This window comes from Daejeonella sp. H1SJ63 (genome assembly GCF_029360775.1).
In the GTDB taxonomy this organism is placed as follows: domain Bacteria; phylum Bacteroidota; class Bacteroidia; order Sphingobacteriales; family Sphingobacteriaceae; genus Daejeonella.
Genome location: NZ_JARKMZ010000039.1, coordinates 1 through 19907 on the forward strand (window position 1 = coordinate 1; position 19907 = coordinate 19907).

Annotated in this window: 13 protein-coding genes and 1 other RNA gene; 5 read left to right on the forward strand and 9 right to left on the reverse strand. The window is 39.7% G+C overall.

Translation table 11 applies throughout. The annotated features are described in order from the left end of the window. Positions 1 to 179: 179 nt before the first annotated feature. Positions 180 to 1058, reverse strand: a complete 879-nt coding sequence (locus tag P2W72_RS13650; RefSeq protein WP_276363560.1) for a tetrahydrofolate dehydrogenase/cyclohydrolase catalytic domain-containing protein — start codon at positions 1056 to 1058, stop codon at positions 180 to 182. Between the two features lie 83 nt (positions 1059 to 1141). Next, positions 1142 to 2929 (reverse strand): translation elongation factor 4, encoded by a 1788-nt coding sequence (gene lepA, locus P2W72_RS13655; RefSeq protein ID WP_276363563.1) that lies wholly within the window; start codon positions 2927 to 2929, stop codon positions 1142 to 1144. Positions 2930 to 3107: 178 nt separating this feature from the next. Between lepA and P2W72_RS13660 the strand changes: the two genes are divergently transcribed. Genes P2W72_RS13660 through P2W72_RS13670 form a run of 3 tightly spaced genes read left to right on the forward strand, consistent with a single transcriptional unit; the run spans position 3108 to position 6049 of the window. After that, positions 3108 to 4238 (forward strand): NAD(P) transhydrogenase subunit alpha, encoded by a 1131-nt coding sequence (locus tag P2W72_RS13660; protein WP_276363566.1) that lies wholly within the window; start codon positions 3108 to 3110, stop codon positions 4236 to 4238. Between the two features lie 55 nt (positions 4239 to 4293). Next, positions 4294 to 4602 (forward strand): NAD(P) transhydrogenase subunit alpha, encoded by a 309-nt coding sequence (locus tag P2W72_RS13665; RefSeq protein WP_276363569.1) that lies wholly within the window; start codon positions 4294 to 4296, stop codon positions 4600 to 4602. A gap of 40 nt (positions 4603 to 4642) precedes the next feature. After that, positions 4643 to 6049, forward strand: a complete 1407-nt coding sequence (locus P2W72_RS13670; RefSeq protein WP_276363572.1) for an NAD(P)(+) transhydrogenase (Re/Si-specific) subunit beta — start codon at positions 4643 to 4645, stop codon at positions 6047 to 6049. Between the two features lie 75 nt (positions 6050 to 6124). On the opposite strand, the gene P2W72_RS13675 is transcribed toward P2W72_RS13670, so the two are convergent. From P2W72_RS13675 to smc, 4 genes are all read right to left on the reverse strand, one after another. Further along, positions 6125 to 7504: a sigma-54 dependent transcriptional regulator gene (locus P2W72_RS13675; RefSeq protein WP_276363575.1), complete on the reverse strand. Its 1380-nt coding sequence runs from the start codon at positions 7502 to 7504 to the stop codon at positions 6125 to 6127. 62 nt (positions 7505 to 7566) lie between these two features. Beyond that, positions 7567 to 7948: RNase P RNA component class A (gene rnpB, locus P2W72_RS13680), an RNA gene on the reverse strand. A 10-nt stretch (positions 7949 to 7958) separates the two neighbouring features. Beyond that, a complete protein-coding gene (locus P2W72_RS13685) occupies positions 7959 to 8888 on the reverse strand; it encodes a M28 family peptidase (RefSeq protein WP_276363578.1) in 930 nt (309 codons plus the stop codon). Positions 8889 to 8899: 11 nt separating this feature from the next. Continuing rightward, complete coding sequence (gene smc, locus P2W72_RS13690) at positions 8900 to 12451, reverse strand: chromosome segregation protein SMC (RefSeq protein WP_276363581.1); 3552 nt, start codon at positions 12449 to 12451, stop codon at positions 8900 to 8902. 173 nt (positions 12452 to 12624) lie between these two features. On the opposite strand from smc, the gene P2W72_RS13695 reads away from it, so the two are divergent. Then, positions 12625 to 13608 carry an aldo/keto reductase gene (locus P2W72_RS13695; protein ID WP_276363584.1) on the forward strand — a complete coding sequence of 328 codons (984 nt, stop codon included), beginning with the start codon at positions 12625 to 12627 and terminating at the stop codon, positions 13606 to 13608. A gap of 36 nt (positions 13609 to 13644) precedes the next feature. On the opposite strand, the gene P2W72_RS13700 is transcribed toward P2W72_RS13695, so the two are convergent. The 3 genes from P2W72_RS13700 to lpdA are packed head-to-tail and all read right to left on the reverse strand — an operon-like array spanning position 13645 to position 16270. Further along, complete coding sequence (locus tag P2W72_RS13700) at positions 13645 to 14490, reverse strand: MBL fold metallo-hydrolase (RefSeq protein ID WP_276363586.1); 846 nt, start codon at positions 14488 to 14490, stop codon at positions 13645 to 13647. Between the two features lies 1 nt (position 14491). Further along, a complete protein-coding gene (locus P2W72_RS13705) occupies positions 14492 to 14821 on the reverse strand; it encodes a multidrug efflux SMR transporter (protein ID WP_276363589.1) in 330 nt (109 codons plus the stop codon). Positions 14822 to 14881: 60 nt separating this feature from the next. Continuing rightward, positions 14882 to 16270: a dihydrolipoyl dehydrogenase gene (gene lpdA, locus P2W72_RS13710; RefSeq protein WP_276363592.1), complete on the reverse strand. Its 1389-nt coding sequence runs from the start codon at positions 16268 to 16270 to the stop codon at positions 14882 to 14884. Between the two features lie 241 nt (positions 16271 to 16511). On the opposite strand from lpdA, the gene P2W72_RS13715 reads away from it, so the two are divergent. Beyond that, positions 16512 to 19808, forward strand: a complete 3297-nt coding sequence (locus P2W72_RS13715) for a TonB-dependent receptor (RefSeq protein WP_276363593.1) — start codon at positions 16512 to 16514, stop codon at positions 19806 to 19808. Positions 19809 to 19907: the final 99 nt, after the last annotated feature.

The following is a 19907-nucleotide window of genomic DNA, read 5'->3' on the forward strand; positions in this document are numbered from 1 at the left end:
ATCAAAGAGTTATAAATTAATTGTTCCTTCAAAATAATTCTTGCCTTATCCCGAACTCACGTTAATTATGTAGATACTTATCCGGTAGAGGTAAGAGCGGATGGTATTTATATCGGAATCAGTAAAGCATGGTGGGTATTCTGGTAATTAAAAAACCCTCCATGTTTTCAGGATGCCCCTTAATATATTTCCTTTTTTGCAGAGGCCAGAGTGTTTTTTAATAAACCAACAATGGTCATAAGTCCAACTCCACCCGGTACCGGAGTAATCCATGATGATTTCGGAGCAACATTATCGAAATCAACATCTCCGAAAAGCTTGAACCCTGATTTAGTTTCAGTTGAAATTTCACGGTTCATACCTACATCAATTACTACAGCACCTTCCTTTACCATATCAGCGGTAATGAAATTCTTTTTGCCGATAGCCACGATTAGAATGTCTGCATCAAGAGTATGTTTTTTAATATCCGGAGTTTTGCTGTGACAGATCGTTACTGTACAGTTACCCGGATTTGAATTTCTTGCCATCAGGATACTCATCGGAGAACCTACGATATTGCTTCTTCCAACCACCACACAATGTTTGCCGCTGGTGTCGATACCATATTCCTTAAGCATTAACAAGATTCCATACGGAGTTGCCGGCAGGAAGGAGGGAAGATTGCGCTGCATACGTCCCAGATTTACCGGATGGAATCCGTCTACATCTTTTTCAGGTGATATCTTCTCTGTTATTTTATCAGCAGAGATGTGTGCCGGCAATGGAAGCTGTACCAGAATGCCATCAGTGTCAGGATCCTGATTTACTTCATCAATTTTCTTCAGCAGTTCTTCCTCTGTAATACTGTTTTCGTAACGGTACAGGCTTGAGTTGAAACCTACCTTTTCACAATTACGGATTTTGCTTGCAACATATGTTTCAGAACCACCGTCATGTCCAACAAGTATCGCTACCAGATGTGGTTTCCGGCCTCTGTTTTTCAGAACTTGAGCTGCTTCAACAGCAATTTCCTGCTTTAATTTTTCTGAGACATATTTTCCGTCGAGTAATTGCATTTTGGTCGATATATGATATTTATTAACAATTAATAGCTTTTCAACAGTCAAATTTCGCGATTCGCAAATAGCAAAATTATATATTATTCCAGTTTTAACACGGCCATAAAGGCAGTTTGAGGTATTTCAACATTACCTACCTGACGCATACGTTTCTTACCTTTCTTTTGCTTTTCAAGCAGTTTCCTTTTTCTGGAAATATCGCCGCCATAACACTTGGCGGTAACGTCTTTACGCAATGCTCTGACAGTTTCACGGGCTATAATCTTAGCACCGATTGATGCCTGGATTATGATCTCAAATTGCTGACGAGGAATCAGTTCCCTCAGCTTTTCACAGATCTTTTTGCCGAAAGTGTATGAGTTTGATCTGTGGATCAGTGAAGACAATGCATCCACCGGTTCACTGTTCAGCAGGATATCCAGACGAACAAGATCAGACTGGCGATAGCCGATCAGGTGATAATCGAATGAAGCATAACCTTTTGAAATTGTTTTCAGCCGGTCATAGAAATCGAATACAATTTCGCCCATTGGCATTTCAAAAATCAGTTCAACCCGGTCAGAAGTAAGGTATGACTGATTGATGATTGTACCTCTTTTCTGAATACAGAGCGACATGATTGACCCTACAAATTCAGACTTGGTAATGATGTTTGCTTTGATATAAGGTTCCTCTACATGATCCAGTTTGCTTGGATCAGGCAGGTCGGATGGATTATGGACGTCGATTTCAATTCCCTTGGATGTAAATGCCTTGTATGATACGTTAGGGACAGTGGTAATTACTGTCATGTCGAATTCGCGCTCAAGACGTTCCTGGATGATTTCCATGTGAAGCATCCCAAGGAATCCGCAGCGGAAACCAAAGCCGAGAGCTGCCGATGATTCAGGCTCAAATACGATTGAAGCATCATTCAGCTGAAGCTTATGCATGCTTTCACGCAGATCTTCATATTCGTCGGTATCAACGGGATAGATACCGGCAAATACCATTGGCTTTACTTCTTCAAAACCTTTAATAGGTTCCAGGCTTGGCTTGTCTTTATGGGTGATCGTATCACCAACCTTTACTTCGCGGGCTTCCTTAATACCAGAAATGATATAACCAACATCACCGGTTTTGATTACGTCTTTAGGCTTAGGAGTCAGCTTCAGTGTTCCGACTTCTTCTGCAATATAATCCTTATCGGTGGCGACAAACTTTACCTTATCTCCTTTACGGATTTCACCGTTCAGTACCTTATAGTATGCAATAATCCCACGGAATGAGTTAAATACAGAGTCAAAGATCAGTGCCTGTAATTCTCCGTCAGGATTTCCTTTAGGAGCAGGAATACGGTGAACAATAGCTTCAAGGATATTGTCTACACCTAATCCGGTTTTGCCGGAAGCAGGGATAATATCTTCACGCCTGCATCCGATAAGTTCAATAATCTGGTCTTTCACTTCCTCGGGCATTGCTCCGGGAAGATCCATTTTGTTAAGGATCGGAATGATCTCAAGATCGTGCTCCAGCGCAAGGTAAAGATTAGAAATTGTTTGAGCCTGAATACCCTGAGATGCATCAACGATCAATAATGCACCTTCGCAAGCTGCAATAGAGCGTGATACTTCATAGGAAAAATCCACATGTCCCGGAGTATCGATCAGGTTTAGTACGTATTGCTGTCCGTCAAGAGTATAATCCATCTGGATTGCGTGACTCTTAATAGTAATCCCACGCTCACGTTCCAGATCCATATCATCAAGCAATTGAGCTTGCGATTCTCTTTGAGTGATCGTATTGGTATACTCCAGAAGACGGTCTGCTAATGTGCTTTTGCCGTGATCAATATGTGCAATTATGCAAAAATTACGTATGTGCTTCATTTGAACCGCAAATATAGGCTTTTAAGAGTAAATTAATGATTAGTTCTTCTAATTCAGGACAAATCACTCTATTGGTTCTCATACAATTAAAAAGTTACAGTATTTTTTAAAATAGTGAACCGAGTCATGAATTCTTTTGATTATTTTAGGCATTATCCACTCATTTATAGCTGAATTCATGACTATTGGTATTTTGCGCGAGCCTTCGTTTGAAACAAGGGTTTCACTGATTCCGGAACACATTCCTGTACTGAAAAAGTTAAATGTCCGGGTTATTGCTGAAAGTGTTTGCGGGAATCTGGCTTTTGCCTCAGATGATCAATATATTGCACAGGGAGTTGAAATCAGCTCCAGATCATCTGTTTTAGGCGAATCAGATATAGTCTTATCCATCAATTTATTAAGTGACGATGATCTGAAACTGTTGAAGAAGTCTGCAGTTGTAATTGGAGTGTACAGTCCGCTTTCTAATTTTAAACTGATCAAATCCTGGTCTGAGATTGGAATTACTATTTTTAGTATGGATATGCTTCCCCGAACCACAAGAGCTCAAAGTATGGATGTTCTGAGCTCACAGGCAAATATTGCGGGCTATAAAGCTGTGATTCTTGCTGCAATGCAGTTGCCCAAATATTTTCCGATGTTCATGACTGCTGCCGGCAGTATTGCTCCGGCAAAGGTTCTGATCCTTGGAGCCGGTGTAGCTGGTTTACAGGCTATTGCAACAGCCAGAAGGCTGGGGGCAGTGGTGGAGGTATTTGACACCCGCCCTGCAGTAAAAGAGGAAGTAATGAGCCTTGGCGCAAAGTTTATTGAGGTGGAAGGAGCCCTCGATGCATCCAAAGCCGGCGGATATGCGGTAGAGCAGACTGAAGAGTATAAACAAAAGCAGCAGCAAAGAATTGCTGATGTAGCAGCCAAAGCCGATGTTATTATTACAACTGCACAGATTCCGGGAAAGAAAGCTCCGGTACTTTTACCTGAAAGTGTTTTGGATACCATGAAAGCCGGTTCATTGATTATTGATTTGGCTTCATCCACAGGAGGGAATACCTCTCATACAAAGGACAGGGAAACTGTCGTTTATAAAAACGTAACAATCATCGGAAATTCAAATCTGCAGGCTACAATGCCATCAGATGCCAGTAAACTATATGGGAAAAATATTTTGAATTTCCTGCAGCTGATCATTAATTCTGAAGGTCAGCTCCTGCTAAATTTTGCTGATGATCTGGTTAAAGGAAGTTGTATCTCATATAATAATGAAGTTTGTAACGAAAGAGTGAATGATTTATTAATAAAAGGATAAGTTGTGTTTTATACCCGTATATAAATTCAGAACCAGTAAATGCTAATACAAAATTATGGAACAGATATTTAGCTGGCTTAGCCAGCACCAGCAAATGATTTACATTGTAATTCTGAGTGTTTTTCTTGGAATCGAAGTAATCGGGAGAGTTCCAAGTGTACTGCATACTCCTTTAATGAGTGGCGCCAATGCAATTCATGGAGTAGTGATTATTGGTGCAATCATTGTAATGGGAAAAGCTGAAAGCGATAATTTGCTTGCACTCATATTAGGGTTTTTGGCAGTTATTCTGGGTACTTTAAATGTAGTTGGAGGTTTTGTAGTGACTGACAGAATGCTCGAAATGTTTAAGAAGAAGAAGTAAAATTAATCAGAACAAACCTCACAATTAGAAATAGCATAAAATGGACTTGAGTATTTTAATCATTTGTTATCTGGTAGGTTCTGTAACGTTCATTATCGGACTTAAAATGCTGAGCCATCCTGAAAGTGCCAGAAAAGGGAATTTACTGGCGGCAGGTGGTATGGCAATATCAGTATTGGGAACGATATTCCTTTATCAGGAGGATGGAGAGAAATTAGGAAACTATCCCTGGATATTTTCAGCACTGATTATTGGTTCTGTGTTGGGTACACTTGCTGCCAAAAAAGTAAAGATGACCGCTATGCCCGAAATGGTGAGCTTGTTTAATGGTATGGGCGGAGCATGTGCGTCTTTAATCTCAATTGTTGAGTTTGACCATCTTTCTCATTTGCTGAGCCGGGGCGGAAGCGTACATAGTGGAATGCTTCTGATCATATTTGCAGGATTGATTATTGGAACTGTTTCATTTTCAGGAAGTATGGTGGCCTGGGCAAAGCTGAATGGACGGATTAAGGATTTTTCATTTAAAGGACAACATATTGTAAACCTGTTCATATTTGCTGTTATTATTGGCCTTTCGGCCTATCTGATTATATTTCCGGAACATATTTCAGATACCTTGTTCTATACCATTCTTGTGTTGTCTGTAGTTTATGGATTGTTTTTCGTACTTCCAATTGGAGGAGCAGATATGCCTGTGGTTATATCCCTTCTGAATTCATTTACCGGTGTTGCTGCAGCCTTTGGTGGTTTTCTTTATGATAATCCGGTGATGCTGACGGGGGGTATTCTGGTAGGTTCGGCCGGAACTATTCTTACAATTCTGATGTGTAAAGCAATGAATCGTCCATTAAGTAATGTGCTTATTGGTTCATTTGGCGGCTCTTCTGCTGCTGTATCGGGTAAAGATCAGGGTTCATACAAACAGATCAGTATCAGTGATTCTGCTGTGGTTATGAGTTATGCAAAAAAGGTAATGATTGTGCCAGGGTATGGACTTGCAGTAGCTCAGGCACAGCATGTTTGTCACGAACTTGAAAAATTATTATCAGAGAAAGGAGTGGAGGTGAATTATGCTATACATCCTGTTGCAGGTCGTATGCCGGGACATATGAATGTGTTATTGGCAGAAGCTGATGTGGATTATGCAAGACTTTTGGAAATGGAGCAGGCCAACGATGAATTTCCTCAAACGGATGTAGTTCTGATTTTGGGTGCAAATGATGTTGTAAATCCTGCTGCCAAGACTGATCCTGCTTCTCCTATTTATGGTATGCCTGTACTTAATGTAGAGTTGTCTAAAATGGTGATTATCAATAAGAGAAGTATGAATCCGGGCTATGCAGGCATAGAGAACGAGCTTTTTTTTCAGCCTAAATCTTCCATGCTCTTTGGTGATGCAAAATCAGTTCTTCAGCAACTGGTGGCCGAGATTAAGACCCTGTAAATTTGCAGCAGAAACTTAAGCTAAATGAATAAATCATCATACTTTTTCAGCTTGATCTTTCTGCTTTTACCTCAACTACTCAGCCCTTTTAAGTCCGTATTTTTCAATCTTACTGTACAAATGACTTCTTTGAATATCGATATCATCGGCAGTCTTTGATACGTTCCAGTTGTTTTTTTCAAGTTTATACTTGATGTAATCCTTTTCCACAGCATCTTTGTATTCCTGAAAATTAGCATAGCTGTCAAAGTTTACAGTTGCCGGCAAAATATTGTTTTCGGAATCTGAAGAAACTGATAGCGGACTTGCATGAGTTCTTACATCAGAATCAGTAATTACCTTGTCGCTCAAAATAATCAGACGTTCGATCATATTTCTGAGTTCACGGATATTACCCGTCCACGGTAGTTTTTTTAAGGCCTCCATGGCTGAATCTGTAATTTTTTTGACAGGTATACCATAATCATTGCAGATTTCTTCACAGAAATTCTGAGCAATAACCGGAATATCTTCTATACGTTCGGCAAGATGTGGAACATGAATTAAAATCACACTCAGACGGTGGTAAAGATCCATACGGAAATTCCCAGCCTCAATTTCTTTCTGAAGATCCTTGTTGGTTGCCGCAATAACACGGGTATCAACTTCAATCTCTTTCTCTCCTCCAACTCTGGAGATTTTATTTTCCTGCAGGGCGCGAAGTACTTTGGCCTGAGCCGATAAACTCATATCGCCGATCTCATCCAAAAATAAGGTTCCGCCACTTGCCAGTTCAAACTTTCCTATTCTTTGTTTTACTGCCGAGGTAAATGAACCTTTCTCATGACCGAAAAGTTCACTTTCAATTAATTCTGAGGGAATGGCTGCACAATTAACCTCTATCAGAACCGAATTTGCACGATTTGACTTTTCATGAAGCCAGCGGGCAACCAGTTCCTTTCCACTTCCATTTGCTCCGGTAATTAATACTCTGGCATCAGTAGGAGCTACCTTATCAATAGTGTCCTTAATCCGCTCAAGTGCAAGTGAATTGCCTAACATTTCACGTGTTTTACTGACCTTTCTTTTAAGGACTCTGGTTTCTGTAACCAGATCTTTCTTTTCGAGGGCATTTCTTACCGTAATAAGAAGTCTGTTCAGATCTGGTGGTTTGGAGATAAAGTCGAAAGCACCTTTTTTGCTGGCCTCGACAGCAGTTTCAATAGTTCCGTGGCCAGAAATCATAATGAATGGAAGGTCAGGTCTGATGTTTAAGCCTTCGCTCAAAACTTCCATACCATCCATTTTATTCATCTTAATATCACATAGTACCAGATCATAATCATTTTTTCTGATCAGATCTAATCCATCAATACCATTGTCGATATCATCAACCTGATAGTCCTCATACTCCAGGATTTCTCTCAAGGTATTCCGGATTGCCCGTTCGTCATCAATTATTAGTATTCTTGCCATACTGAGATAGATTCAGGGATTAAAACAATATATTTTTTATCCCAATCATGGGAATTTAAATCAAAAAAAGCAAGCCTGTAAGCCGGGTTCTGTTTTCCGAAATCGAAAATTCTATCATTTATCTGGCCCTGCAATTGCTCGCAGGGTCTAACGACCTACCCATTCCGGATAATCCCGTGCGTACGGGATAAGGAAACGAGCAGCTTCGCTTCCGGAACCTATTTGGTCTTTCAACTCCTGGGGTTTACCGCACAGCATGTCGCCATACTGTACCGTGAGCTCTTACCTCACGTTTTCACCTTTACCCGCCGGGGCGGGAAGTATATTTTCTGTGGCACTTTCCGTCTTCACAGTTGTGAAGCCTTCCCGTTAGGAAGCAGGATGCTCTGTGTTGCCCGGACTTTCCTCACTGATTTGCATCAGAGCGATAGAACGGCTTGCTGAACAAAGATAGCTATTTTGTTGGTAAGGATTTTGGTGAACTTGTCTTAATCTTATCCATATTTCTGTCAAATTCAATGACATTTCTCAGAATAGCATTTGAAGCCGAGTGAAAAAAATCGGGGTTTACTTCAGAGAATTTATCGCTGGACTGATGATATCCGGCATGATCTTCAACACCAAAATAGATGAATGGGATATTTTCTTTTGCAAATACGCCATGATCACTCTGTAAAGTCCAGTCATCTTTTCCGCTGCCGGGAATATCATGTCCGAAAAGGATTTTGATTCCGCTGTTTTTGCCTGCCTCTGTAATGAATTCTTTCAGAACGGGATTATAGTAAGTACCGGCCGCATATAATTCTGCCCTGTCGTTGCGCGACACCATATCTAAGTTTACATTCAGCTTGATGCCAGATCTGGAAGGTAAGGGCTTTTTTATATAAGATTTAGCACCCTGCATGCCCATTTCTTCTGCATCAAAGGCGATAAATATCAAAGTGTTTTCAGGTTTATGCTTGCTGAAATATTCTGAGATTGCTATGAGTACAGAAACTCCCGATGCGTTATCATCCGCTCCATTAAATATTTCGTTATTTCTGATCCCTAAATGATCGTAATGAGCGGTGATTACAATGGCATCATTACTTTTGCCCTTTATAAAGCCAATCAGATTTGTGCCATTGAGCTGTTCATCTTTACTGTTTTTAAAGCTGAATGAATGTTTATATCCGTCATTATAGGATTCCAATCCTGCTTCTTTAAAGCGGCTGCTAATATATTCGGCGGCAAGCTTGTTGCCATATGAACCGGTCTTTCTGCCTTCAAACCGATCTGAAGAGAGTTTCTCAAGATCAGACAGCAGTTTTTTCCGGTCGTTGCTCTGTGCAATTACCTGATTGCTTATCAGGAAAGCAAAAATGAACAGCAATCTAAGAATCATAATAATACTGATTATGCAACTTCACGAATATCTACAGCTACTACCCGCGAAACACCTTGCTCAGCCATAGTAACTCCATAAATGATATCTGTGCTGGCAATTGTTCTTTTATTATGAGATACAATGATGAATTGCGACTGGTCTGAAAATTCTCTGATTATATTATTGAATTTATCAATATTGGTATCATCAAGTGGAGCATCCACTTCATCGAAAATACAGAATGGCGCTGGCTTTAAGAGGTATAATGAGAATAAAATAGCTGTTGCAGTAAGGGTCTTTTCACCGCCGGATAGTTGGTTAATCGATAATGGCCTTTTACCTTTTGGCCTTGCAATGATATCAATATCAGATTCAAGCGGGTTTGAAGGATCAACAAGAATAAGGTCGCAGCTGTCTTCCTGATTGAATAGTGAACGGAAAACCTCTATGAAATGTGTTCTGACACTGCTGAACGCTTGCATGAATTTTTCTTTCGCGGTATCATCAATTTCTTTGATGGTTTGAAGCAGTGATAATTTAGCCTCAGAAAGATCTTTTTTCTGTTCCTGAATAAAGGTATAGCGTTCATTCATTTCCTGATAAGCTTCCATCGCCATAGGGTTGATTGCTCCGTAATCATCCAGCTGTCTTTTCAGTCTTTCGGTTTTTTCACGCAGTTCCGGTTCATTTTCTGTTTGATTTTCATCACTGATATCTTCATCGATCAATTCAGCAATATCAACTGAAAACTCAACTGATAATCTTTCCTTTAGAGCATTTAATTCTAACTTAATAGCTGTCTTCTGATCTTTTAATTCGCTGCTGATCAGATCGGCCTGCTCTTTGCTGCGTCTTAAGGAAGTGATTTTCTCTTCAGCCTCAGTAATATTTCCACGAGAAGCATAATATTCCTGCTCAGCTTCCCTTACCGCAGTTTCGAATTCCTCTTTCTGTGCGTACATAGCAATCAGATCTTCATCAGAATTGTCAGTATGTTTTATAGTTTCCTGAATACTGATCTGAGTTTTTTCAAGCTCAGCCTGATTAATCTCTATTCTCGACTCCAGACTTCGTTGCTGACTTTCGCGGTATTCAAGATCCTTATCAATTCCCGAAACTTTATTCTGCTGCTGATGGTATCGAATGTTTTCCTGATTGTAGTGAGTTGATTTTGAGTTCAGTATTTCTGAAAGTTCATTGTATTCCTGCTGGGAGGCGATGAGTTGTTCCTGTCTGATCTGTTTATCCACTTTAAGCTCTGCAAGTAGAGGCTCTGAGGCTATAATTTCATTATTGATGCTATTGATTTTAAGCTCGATATCCTGTTTTCTGTTAAGACTGTTCTCGATAAATGCAAGATATTGCTCCTGTTTGGTCTTTATGGACGTAAATTCATTGCTTAACCTGTTGATCTCCATCTGCCAGATTTGCAGCTGATCTTTGAGTGATGAATCCTGCAATTCTTTCAATAGTTCTTCCTGCTCAGCAATGGATTTTTTTAATTTGATGATGGAAGTTTCGGTAGAACTGATCTCCTTACTTAACTTTTCCAGGTTTTTTGCCCGGCCAATTCGCTTTCCTTCGAAAAGTCCCACAGAACCTCCGGACATGCCAGCCCTTGTCTTTGAGAAGGTACCTGTTTTACTAAGTATCACAATCTGCTGCTCAGGTAATGAAGATTTCAATTCATTTTCATCCCCTGATTCAAGTAAAAATACATTATGAAGCAACATTTCACATAGAGGCCGATACTTTGTATCTGCATCTATGATTTCGAGAGCCGGAATCAGTTTAGCACCTTCAGGTTTAAATTCCTGAATCTTTTTTATCTTGTTTATTGATTCAAGAATGAAAAAATTTGCCCTGCCTCTTGAAGAATCTTTAAGAAGCTGAATGGCATTTACAGCTTCATTTTGTGTTTCTACAACATAATGATTCATGACAGGTTCAAGATAATTTTCAATGGCAATCCTGTAATCCTCCCTGCAGAATAAAATATCAGAGAACAGGGGAGCCTGTTTGGCCCAGCCTGCATTTTTCTTCAGAAAGCGAATTGATTCAGGGAACCCTTCCAGATTATCAACCATCGATTTAGTCAGGTTATATTCATTCTGTTTGGAATCCAGTTTTCTGCTTTCCTGATTCAGGAGTTCTTTCTTTTCCCTGACCTGTTCGGTATTTCTCTGAATCTGACGGATCAGTTCATCTTCAAGGGCCTTATTTTCTTCAAATGCTTTTTCTTTCGATTCCAGCTGCTCCTTAATTTCCGAGATTACCTTATTGAATTCATTCAATTCACTTTCCTTGGAAACTGTGTCGGCCATATTCCGGCTGCTTTCCTGGTGAAGAGCCTCCTTTTGAATATTCAGAATTGCTATGTCTTTTTCAAGTTTATATACCTGATTCTGAAGTTCATTGTTTGCTTTATTAAGTAGGTCAAGATCTGTTTTAGAATTTTGCTGCTGAGTTCTGAGATCGCTAAGGCCCTGGTGCTGCGATTCTACACTTATTTTCAGCTTTTCTAATAATTCCGTCTCCTGTAAAAGTTCCTCATTTAATCTTTTCTGATTGTAAAAAACATGGTTTAGCTGGTTTTTGTCTTTTTCCAGTTCTTCACTGAGTCTTCCTTTTTTATCTTCCAGATGTCTTAACTGCTCATTTTTCAGCTTTTTATCGCTTTCATAAGCTCTGATCTTTGCAATGAATTCATTGCTTGCCTTTTGTTGAATAGAAAGGTTTTTCTCAAGATTCAGATTGTCAAGTTTTTGTTTCTGAAGAGCAGCCTCCAGATTACTGATGGCAGTGCTTATACTGCTATTGTCTACAGCATGTTCCTGCTCTTTGTTTTCAAGCCTTTCGAGTGCTTCCCTGAATCCTGTAATTCTGAAAGAAGCAAGAGTAATGCTTAGATTTTTATATTGCTCTTTTAGTTTGTAATATCTTTCTGCTTTTTTTGCCTGATTTTCAAGAGTTTTAAGATTTTTTTCGATTTCGAAGAGCAGATCCTCAACCCGGCTAAGGTCTGCTTCGGTGTCTTTTAACTTATTGAATGTCTGTTTTTTACGGAGTTTGTATTTTGAAATCCCTGATGCTTCCTCAAAAAGTGCCCGTCTTGAATTGTCCTTGTTTGCAATGATCTCATCAATCATTTTCAATTCAATGATGGAGTAGGAGTCTGAGCCAATTCCTGTATCCAGAAAAAGGTCGGTGATGTCTTTCAGCCGGCATTGAACATCATTGAGCCTGTATTCACTTTCTCCTGAGCGGTAAAGCTTTCTGGTTATGGTTACCTTAGTGAAATCTGTGGGAAGGATGTTTTTGGTATTGTCAAAAGTCAGTGAAACTTCTGCAAGATTGGAGGGTTTTCTGGTTTTAGTTCCATTGAAGATAATGTTCTCCATTTTCTCTGAACGAAGCATCCTCGTGCTTTGCTCTCCCAGAACCCAACGTATTGCATCTACTACATTTGATTTTCCGCAGCCATTCGGACCAACAATAGCCGTAACACCATCATTAAAATTGATGGTGATCTTATCGCCAAAGCTTTTGAATCCTTTGATTTCCAGTTGGGTAAGCTGCATTTCCTAATTTCGTCGGCTTGTAAATTCAGATTAGTTTTAAAAGGTCAATTTATAAAAATCCTCAGATCAAAATAATTTTTTAATGATGAAATCATAAATGTTTTTTTGCTTTACAAAATGTATTTTTAAACCTTAAATCAATCATTAATATTAATAATATAAAAATCTAAAAAATGGAATACAGACGCTTAGGTAAATCCGGATTAAAGGTCAGCGCACTTTCTTTGGGGAGCTGGTTAACTTTTGGTCAGCAGATTGAAGATAAAGTAGCAGAAGAGTTAATGGACATTGCTTATGATGGTGGTGTTAACTTCTTTGATAACGCAGAAGGTTATGCAGGAGGTAAGTCAGAGATCGTAATGGGCAAGATTCTAAAAAAGAAAAACTGGGATCGCAATTCTTACGTTGTTTCTACCAAAATCTATTTTGGAGCAGAGGAGAAGAAGCCCAATATGATCGGACTTTCCAAAAAACATATTTTTGAAGGGACAAACAATGCACTGAAGCGTCTGCAGCTTGATTATGTAGACCTTTTATTTGCGCACAGACCAGACAAAGAAACACCGATTGAGGAGACTGTATGGGCAATGCATCAGCTGGTTATGCAGGGTAAGGCTTTATACTGGGGTACTTCTGAGTGGAGTGCTTCAGAGATTATGCAGGCTCATTATTTTGCTGAGAAAAACCATCTTGTGGGTCCGGTTATGGAACAGCCGCAATATAATATGCTCTGGCGTGATAAAATGGAAATGGAGTTCCAGTTATTGTTCAGAGATTTTGGTATGGGTACTACAATCTGGAGTCCTCTGGCATCCGGTTTACTTTCAGGGAAGTATGACGATGCAGATCCTAAAGATGCCCGTTTCAGTATGGATAATATAGAATGGCTTAGAAACAGACTTCTGGTTGAAGATAATATCCGTAAAGTAAAATTATTAAAAAGTCTTGCTGACAGATTAAATACAACCCTGCCTAAGTTATCAATTGCCTGGTGTTTGAGAAATCCAAATGTGAGCACAGTAATCCTTGGAGCATCCAAGACTTCGCAATTAGTGGAAAATCTGACTTCACTTGAAGTAGTTCCACTGATGACAGATGAAGTAATGGAGGAAATAGATCAGATTACAGGTACTAAACCAAAGGTTATCATTCCATAAAACACAACAGGTCAGGATTTTAATCCTGACCTGTGCTTATAAAATATCTGTTAATTTAAAGGTATCCTTAACCCGGATGCCTTTTTCTGTTTCCTGAAGCGTACAGCACTCATTTACAGGGTCGTGTTCAAGATATAGAACATATCCGTTTTGTGTAGCTTCCTCAAAAAACTTCTTTTTTTCATTCAGGGTTTTCATTGGAAACATATCATAAGACATCACATAAGGCATTGGAATGTGTCCTACTGAAGGGAGCATATCTGCCATATAAAGAATGGTTTTGCCTTTATAACTAATCTGCGGCAGCATCATGGATTCTGTATGTCCGAATGCAAAACGGATCTTTATATTTTGGGTGAATGGGATTCCGTCTACAGTATCAATGAATTTTAGTTTACCACTTTCCTGGATCGGCAAAATATTTTCCTTGAGAAAGGATGCTTTTTCACGATCATTTGGATTTACAGCCCAGTCCCAGTGGGCTTTATTACTCCAGTAAACAGCATTTTTAAATGCCGGAACAAGACTTCCGTCTTCCAGTCTTTCTATAGAGCCTCCGCAGTGGTCAAAATGTAAATGAGTCAGAAAAACATCGGTAATATCATCCTTAGAGAATCCGTGAAATGCAAGTGATTTTTCCAGCGAATCATCACCATGCAGGTAATAATGCTTTAAAAACCGCTCATCCTGTTTATAACCAATTCCATTGTCGATAAGAATTAATCTGTCTTCATCCTGTACCAGCAGGCATCTCATTGCCCATGTGCAAAGGTTGTTCTCATCTGCCGGATTGGTTTTCTGCCAGATCGACTTAGGGACAACACCAAACATTGCACCGCCGTCCAGTTTAAAGAATCCTGCGTTTACGGTAAATAATTTCATATCAGACTTTACTTGAAAGTTTTAAACCAATAATTGATGAGATCAGCAGAAACAGAAAAAATATTCTCCAGAAATCTGTCGGTTCCTTAAATAATAATATTCCTGTAATTACTGATCCAACAGCTCCGATACCTGCCCAAACAGCATAGGAGGTACCCATAGGTAATGTGCGTGATGCAAGATATAGCAGATACATGCTTACAGAAACACTGAAAAGAAAGCCCAGAATCCACAGCCAAAACTCTGCCCCTGATGCCGTTCTTGCTTTTCCAAGACATGCTGTGAATGCAACTTCAAACATGCCGCCTATGATCAGGTATAACCAGGCCATGGTTGTTTAGTTGACAATTGACAGTTGACAATGATTTAATTGTCAACTGTCAATTGTCCATTATAAATGTATTACTTCTCCGTATGCATCAGCCGCCGCTTCCATAATGGCTTCACTCATGGTAGGGTGCGGGTGAACCGACTTAACGATATCCATTCCGGTAGTTTCCAGCTTACGTGCAACAACAACCTCAGCAATCATCTCTGTAACATTTGTTCCGATCATATGAGCACCAAGGAATTCGCCGTATTTTGCATCGAATATCACTTTTACAAAACCATCTTTTGCACCTGCCGCACTTGCTTTTCCTGATGCAGAGAATGGGAATTTACCAACTTTGATTTCGTATCCTGCTTCTTTTGCGGCTTTTTCAGTATATCCGACAGATGCGATCTCAGGTGAGCAATAGGTACAGCCCGGGATATTGTTATAATTTAATGGTTCAGGATGATGACCTCCAATTTTTTCTACGCAGATTATTCCTTCTGCCGATGCAACATGGGCAAGTGCCTGTCCCTTAACAATGTCGCCGATTGCATAAACCCCCGGAACATTTGTCTGGTAAAAGTCGTCTACTTTAACACGGCCTTTTTCAAGTTCAATTCCAACTTCTTCAAGACCTATATTTTCGATATTCGGACTAACTCCGATTGCAGAAAGTACAACATCACATTCAATTGTTTCAGTACCAACTGCCGTTTTAACCTGAACTTTGCAGCCTTTACCCGAAGTGTCAACTGATTCAACAGTAGAACCGGTCATAACGGTAATTCCCGCTTTTTTGAAACTTCTGATCAGTTGCTTTGAAATGTCTTCATCTTCAACAGGGACAATATTATCAAGGTATTCAACAATGGTAACTTTTGTTCCGATTGCATTATAGAAATAGGCAAACTCAACCCCAATTGCTCCTGAACCTACCACTACCATTGATTTAGGTTGCTGTGGCAGAACCATTGCCTGACGGTAACCAATTACCTTTACACCATCCTGCTTCAGGTTAGGCAATTCTCTTGAGCGACCGCCCGTAGCCAGAATAATATGTTTTGCAGAATATTCCTTTACAGAGCCATCGGGTCCTTTGACCTCTATTTTACCACCTTTTTTTACTTTTCCGGTACCAGAAATTACTTCTATCTTATTCTTCTTCATCAGGAACTGAACTCCTTTGCTCATTCCTTCGGCAACCCCTCTGCTTCTTTTAATGATCGCGCCAAAATCTGCTTCAGAACCCTGCACTTTAATTCCATAATCTGCAGCATGAGAGATATATTCAAATACATTGGCACTTTTTAAAAGTGCTTTTGTTGGAATACAACCCCAGTTTAAACATATTCCACCCAGGGACTCACGTTCTACAATAGCAACTTTGAAGCCTAATTGTGCTGCTCTGATAGCTGCAACGTAACCGCCAGGTCCGCTTCCGATAATGATGATGTCGTAATTCATATAATATTATTCTGGTACAAAAGAGAATTTGGGCAAATCTAAGAAAATACTAGCCGGGTTTAAAATATTTGATCTCAGGAAATAAGAGATTATAAAATATTGATCAATAATATAATATAAGTAAGCACCCTGATATTTAACAGTAAGTTAATATCACAAATGTTACAAAGTCAAAATTGCTGTTTATATTTGCCCCGATTTCTTATTAACCAATTAAAATCAGTCCATTAAAAACGAATTTATGAAGAAGTTTTTACTCTCAACACTTGTTGGGGTATTAGCGGCAATTAGCCTTTATGCCCAGGTCACAACAAGTAGCTTGTCGGGTACTATCCGTGATTCAAAAGAATCATTGATCGGCGCGACAATTAAGGCAACTCACCAGCCAACCGGAACCGTATATGGTTCTTCTTCAGGTATTGACGGAAGGTTTAATATTCCTAACATGCGTGTAGGAGGACCTTATGTAGTTGTTGTATCCTATATTGGATATAATTCAGAAACCTTTAATGATGTACAGTTAAAACTTGGAGAGCCTTTTGTTCTTAATGTTACCTTAAATGCCTCAGGGCGTGAATTACAGGAAGTTGTGATTACAGCAGCAGATCCAAATTCTGTTTTGAATGCGAATCGTACCGGTTCAACAACCAATATTAGCCGTGCTTTAATCCAGAATGTTCCAACAATAAGCAGGAGCGTAAACGACCTGACTAAATTTACTCCTCAGGCAAACGGTGCTTCGATTGGTGGTGGTAACTATCGTCAGAACAACTTCACTGTTGACGGGTCTGATTTTAATAATCAGTTCGGTATTGGCAGTAATCTTCCGGCGGGCGGATCTCCGATTTCAATTGATGCGATTGAAGAGGTTTCTGTAAATGTTGCCCCTTATGATGTAAGAATGTCTGGTTTCGTAGGTAGTGCTATTAATGCTGTTACCCGTTCAGGTAGAAATAACTTCTTCGGGAATGCTTTCCTGGGTTTTAGAAACGAAAAATATCAGGGTGATAAAGTTGCCGGAAATCCAATCACTTTACAATCAATGGATGTTACTCAATTTGCTTTGAGTTTAGGCGGACCGATTGTGAAGAATAAGCTATTTTTCTTTGTTAACGTAGATCGGGCTAAAGAAATAAGACCTGGTCAGGCCAGAGTTGCCGCTTCGGCATCTGCTCCATTTGGGTCAAACAATAACGTTGCAAGACCAACAGCAGGAGAGATGGATATGATCCGTAGTTACCTGATCAACAAATATTCTTATGATCCCGGAATTTATCAGGGTTACAGCAACAAGTCTTATAACAATAAATTTCTCGCCCGTTTAGACTGGAATATCAGTAAGGATCATAGATTCAATGTTCGTTATAATCAGGTAGAAAGTGCTACTCCATCATTTATCAGTACATCTACAGGAGGAACCGGGTTTAACTTTCCAAATAATGGAGGTCGTTTAGCTCCCGGACACCTACACTTTGCTAATTCAAACTATACTCAGGAGGCAAATCAGTACTCACTTGCTGCAGAGTTGAACTCTTCATTCGGTTCTAAGCTTTCTAATACTTTAAGAGGAAGTTTCACTCATCAGAATGATCCGAGAGGCTCTGAAAGTGATGTTTTTCCATTGGTTGATATCATGAAGGATGGTACTGCATTTACTACTTTCGGATATGAGCCCTTTACTTATGGTAACCTCAGGGATGTAAAGACCTATTCATTTACCGATAACTTCACCATGAGTTTGGGGAATCATGAGCTAACCTTAGGCGCCCAGGCAGATTTCAGTACAACACAAAATGGTTTCCAGCGTTTTGGAACAGGATATTATCGATTCAATTCATGGGATGATTTTGTGAACGGAGCGAAACCAAATGATTATGCAATCACTTATTCATTGTCTCCGGGTTATGCTCAGGCATTCCCAACTTTTAAATTCCAGCAGTATTCTGCTTATGTTCAGGACGTATTTAAAGTAGGAGAAAAATTGAATCTGACAGCAGGTTTACGTTTTGAATTGCCAACATATCCTGACGTCCCTGAAATTAAAACACATCCTTTAGTTGCTCCTTTGACTTTCTCAGGTGGCCAGAAATATGATACCGGACTGCTTCCTAAAGAAAGAATTATGTTTTCTCCAAGATTTGGGTTTAACTATGATGTGAAGGGAGACCGTTCTATACAGCTACGTGGTGGTAGCGGTATCTTTACTACCAAAGTTCCGTTTGTATGGATTGTTGCCCAATCAGGGGATGCCGGACTTATCCAGTTCACGCAGGCATGGAACGGACAGACTAATACACCGGGGCCGTTTGATCCGAATATGAGAAAATACCTTCCGGCAACACCTCCTGCGGCAGGAACTTCAATTCCATCAACTTTGAGTGCAATGGATCCGAACTTCAAGTTTCCTCAAACCTGGAAAAGCAGTCTTGCCCTTGATGTAAAACTGCCATGGGGAGTTATTGGAACTCTGGAAGGAATTTATAACAAGGATCTGAATATTGCTAATGGAATCAATGTTAACCTGGTTAATCCAAGTCCATTGAACGTTTCAGGATATCCTGATAACCGTCCGATGTATCCAGGTGCTAACGTAGATAAGTTTATCAATAAGCTTACCAGCACCGGTCAGGCAAGTGCTACCGCAACAGGGGCATTCAATCCGATCTTGCTTTCTAATGCGAAGGATGGTCATTCGTGGTTTCTTACTGCTTCTTTGAATAAAACATTCAGTAAAGGATTGTCAGGCTCTCTGGCTTATACCAGAAGCGAGCAAAAAGTACTGTTTGATGGTAATGGTGATCAGCTATTGAATACGTGGTCATTAAAACCAATTTCTAATACAGCTAATGATCCGGGACTCAGCTATTCAAGCTTTAACGTTCCACACCGTGTAGTTGCAGGACTTAGCTATAGAAAAGAGTATTTTAAAAATCTGGGCACTTCAGTTTCAATGTTCTTTGAAGCTTCTCATCAGGGAAGATTCTCTTATACCTATACTACCGATTTTAACCGTGACGGTCAGACCAATGATTTGATCTATATTCCAAAGAATGCTTCTGAAATTACTTTCGTTAATCGTCCTGCATCTTCTGCAACCGGTGGAGTTGCATATACTGCACAACAACAAAGTGACTTGTTCTTTGCCTATATCGAACAGGATGATTATCTGAAGAAAAATAAAGGTAAGTATGCAGAACGTAATGGAGGATTGATGCCATGGAGAAATCAGATGGATATCAGATTAACTCAGGAAATTTTCAAGGATTACGGAAAATCTAAAAACTCCTTCCTGTTTACTCTGGATATCATGAATTTCGGTAACCTGGTAAACAGTAAATGGGGGAATATTGATTTCGTAAAATCAGCGGGTATTCTTGTACCTCAGAACGTTTCTTCACTTACTCCGGGAGGAACAACCAAACCAACTTTCTGGTTAAATACATTTAATAATAAACCGGTAGACTCAACTTTTGGAACTACGCAGACTTTTGCGTCAACGTACTACATGCAGTTTGGTTTCCGTTATAATTTCCTGTAAGAACTAATCAATAAAAAAAGACCTGATCCGAGTGGATCAGGTCTTTTTTTATTGACTTTATTCTGCTCAGCAGGAAAAGCAGATCGAAGGGGAATATGC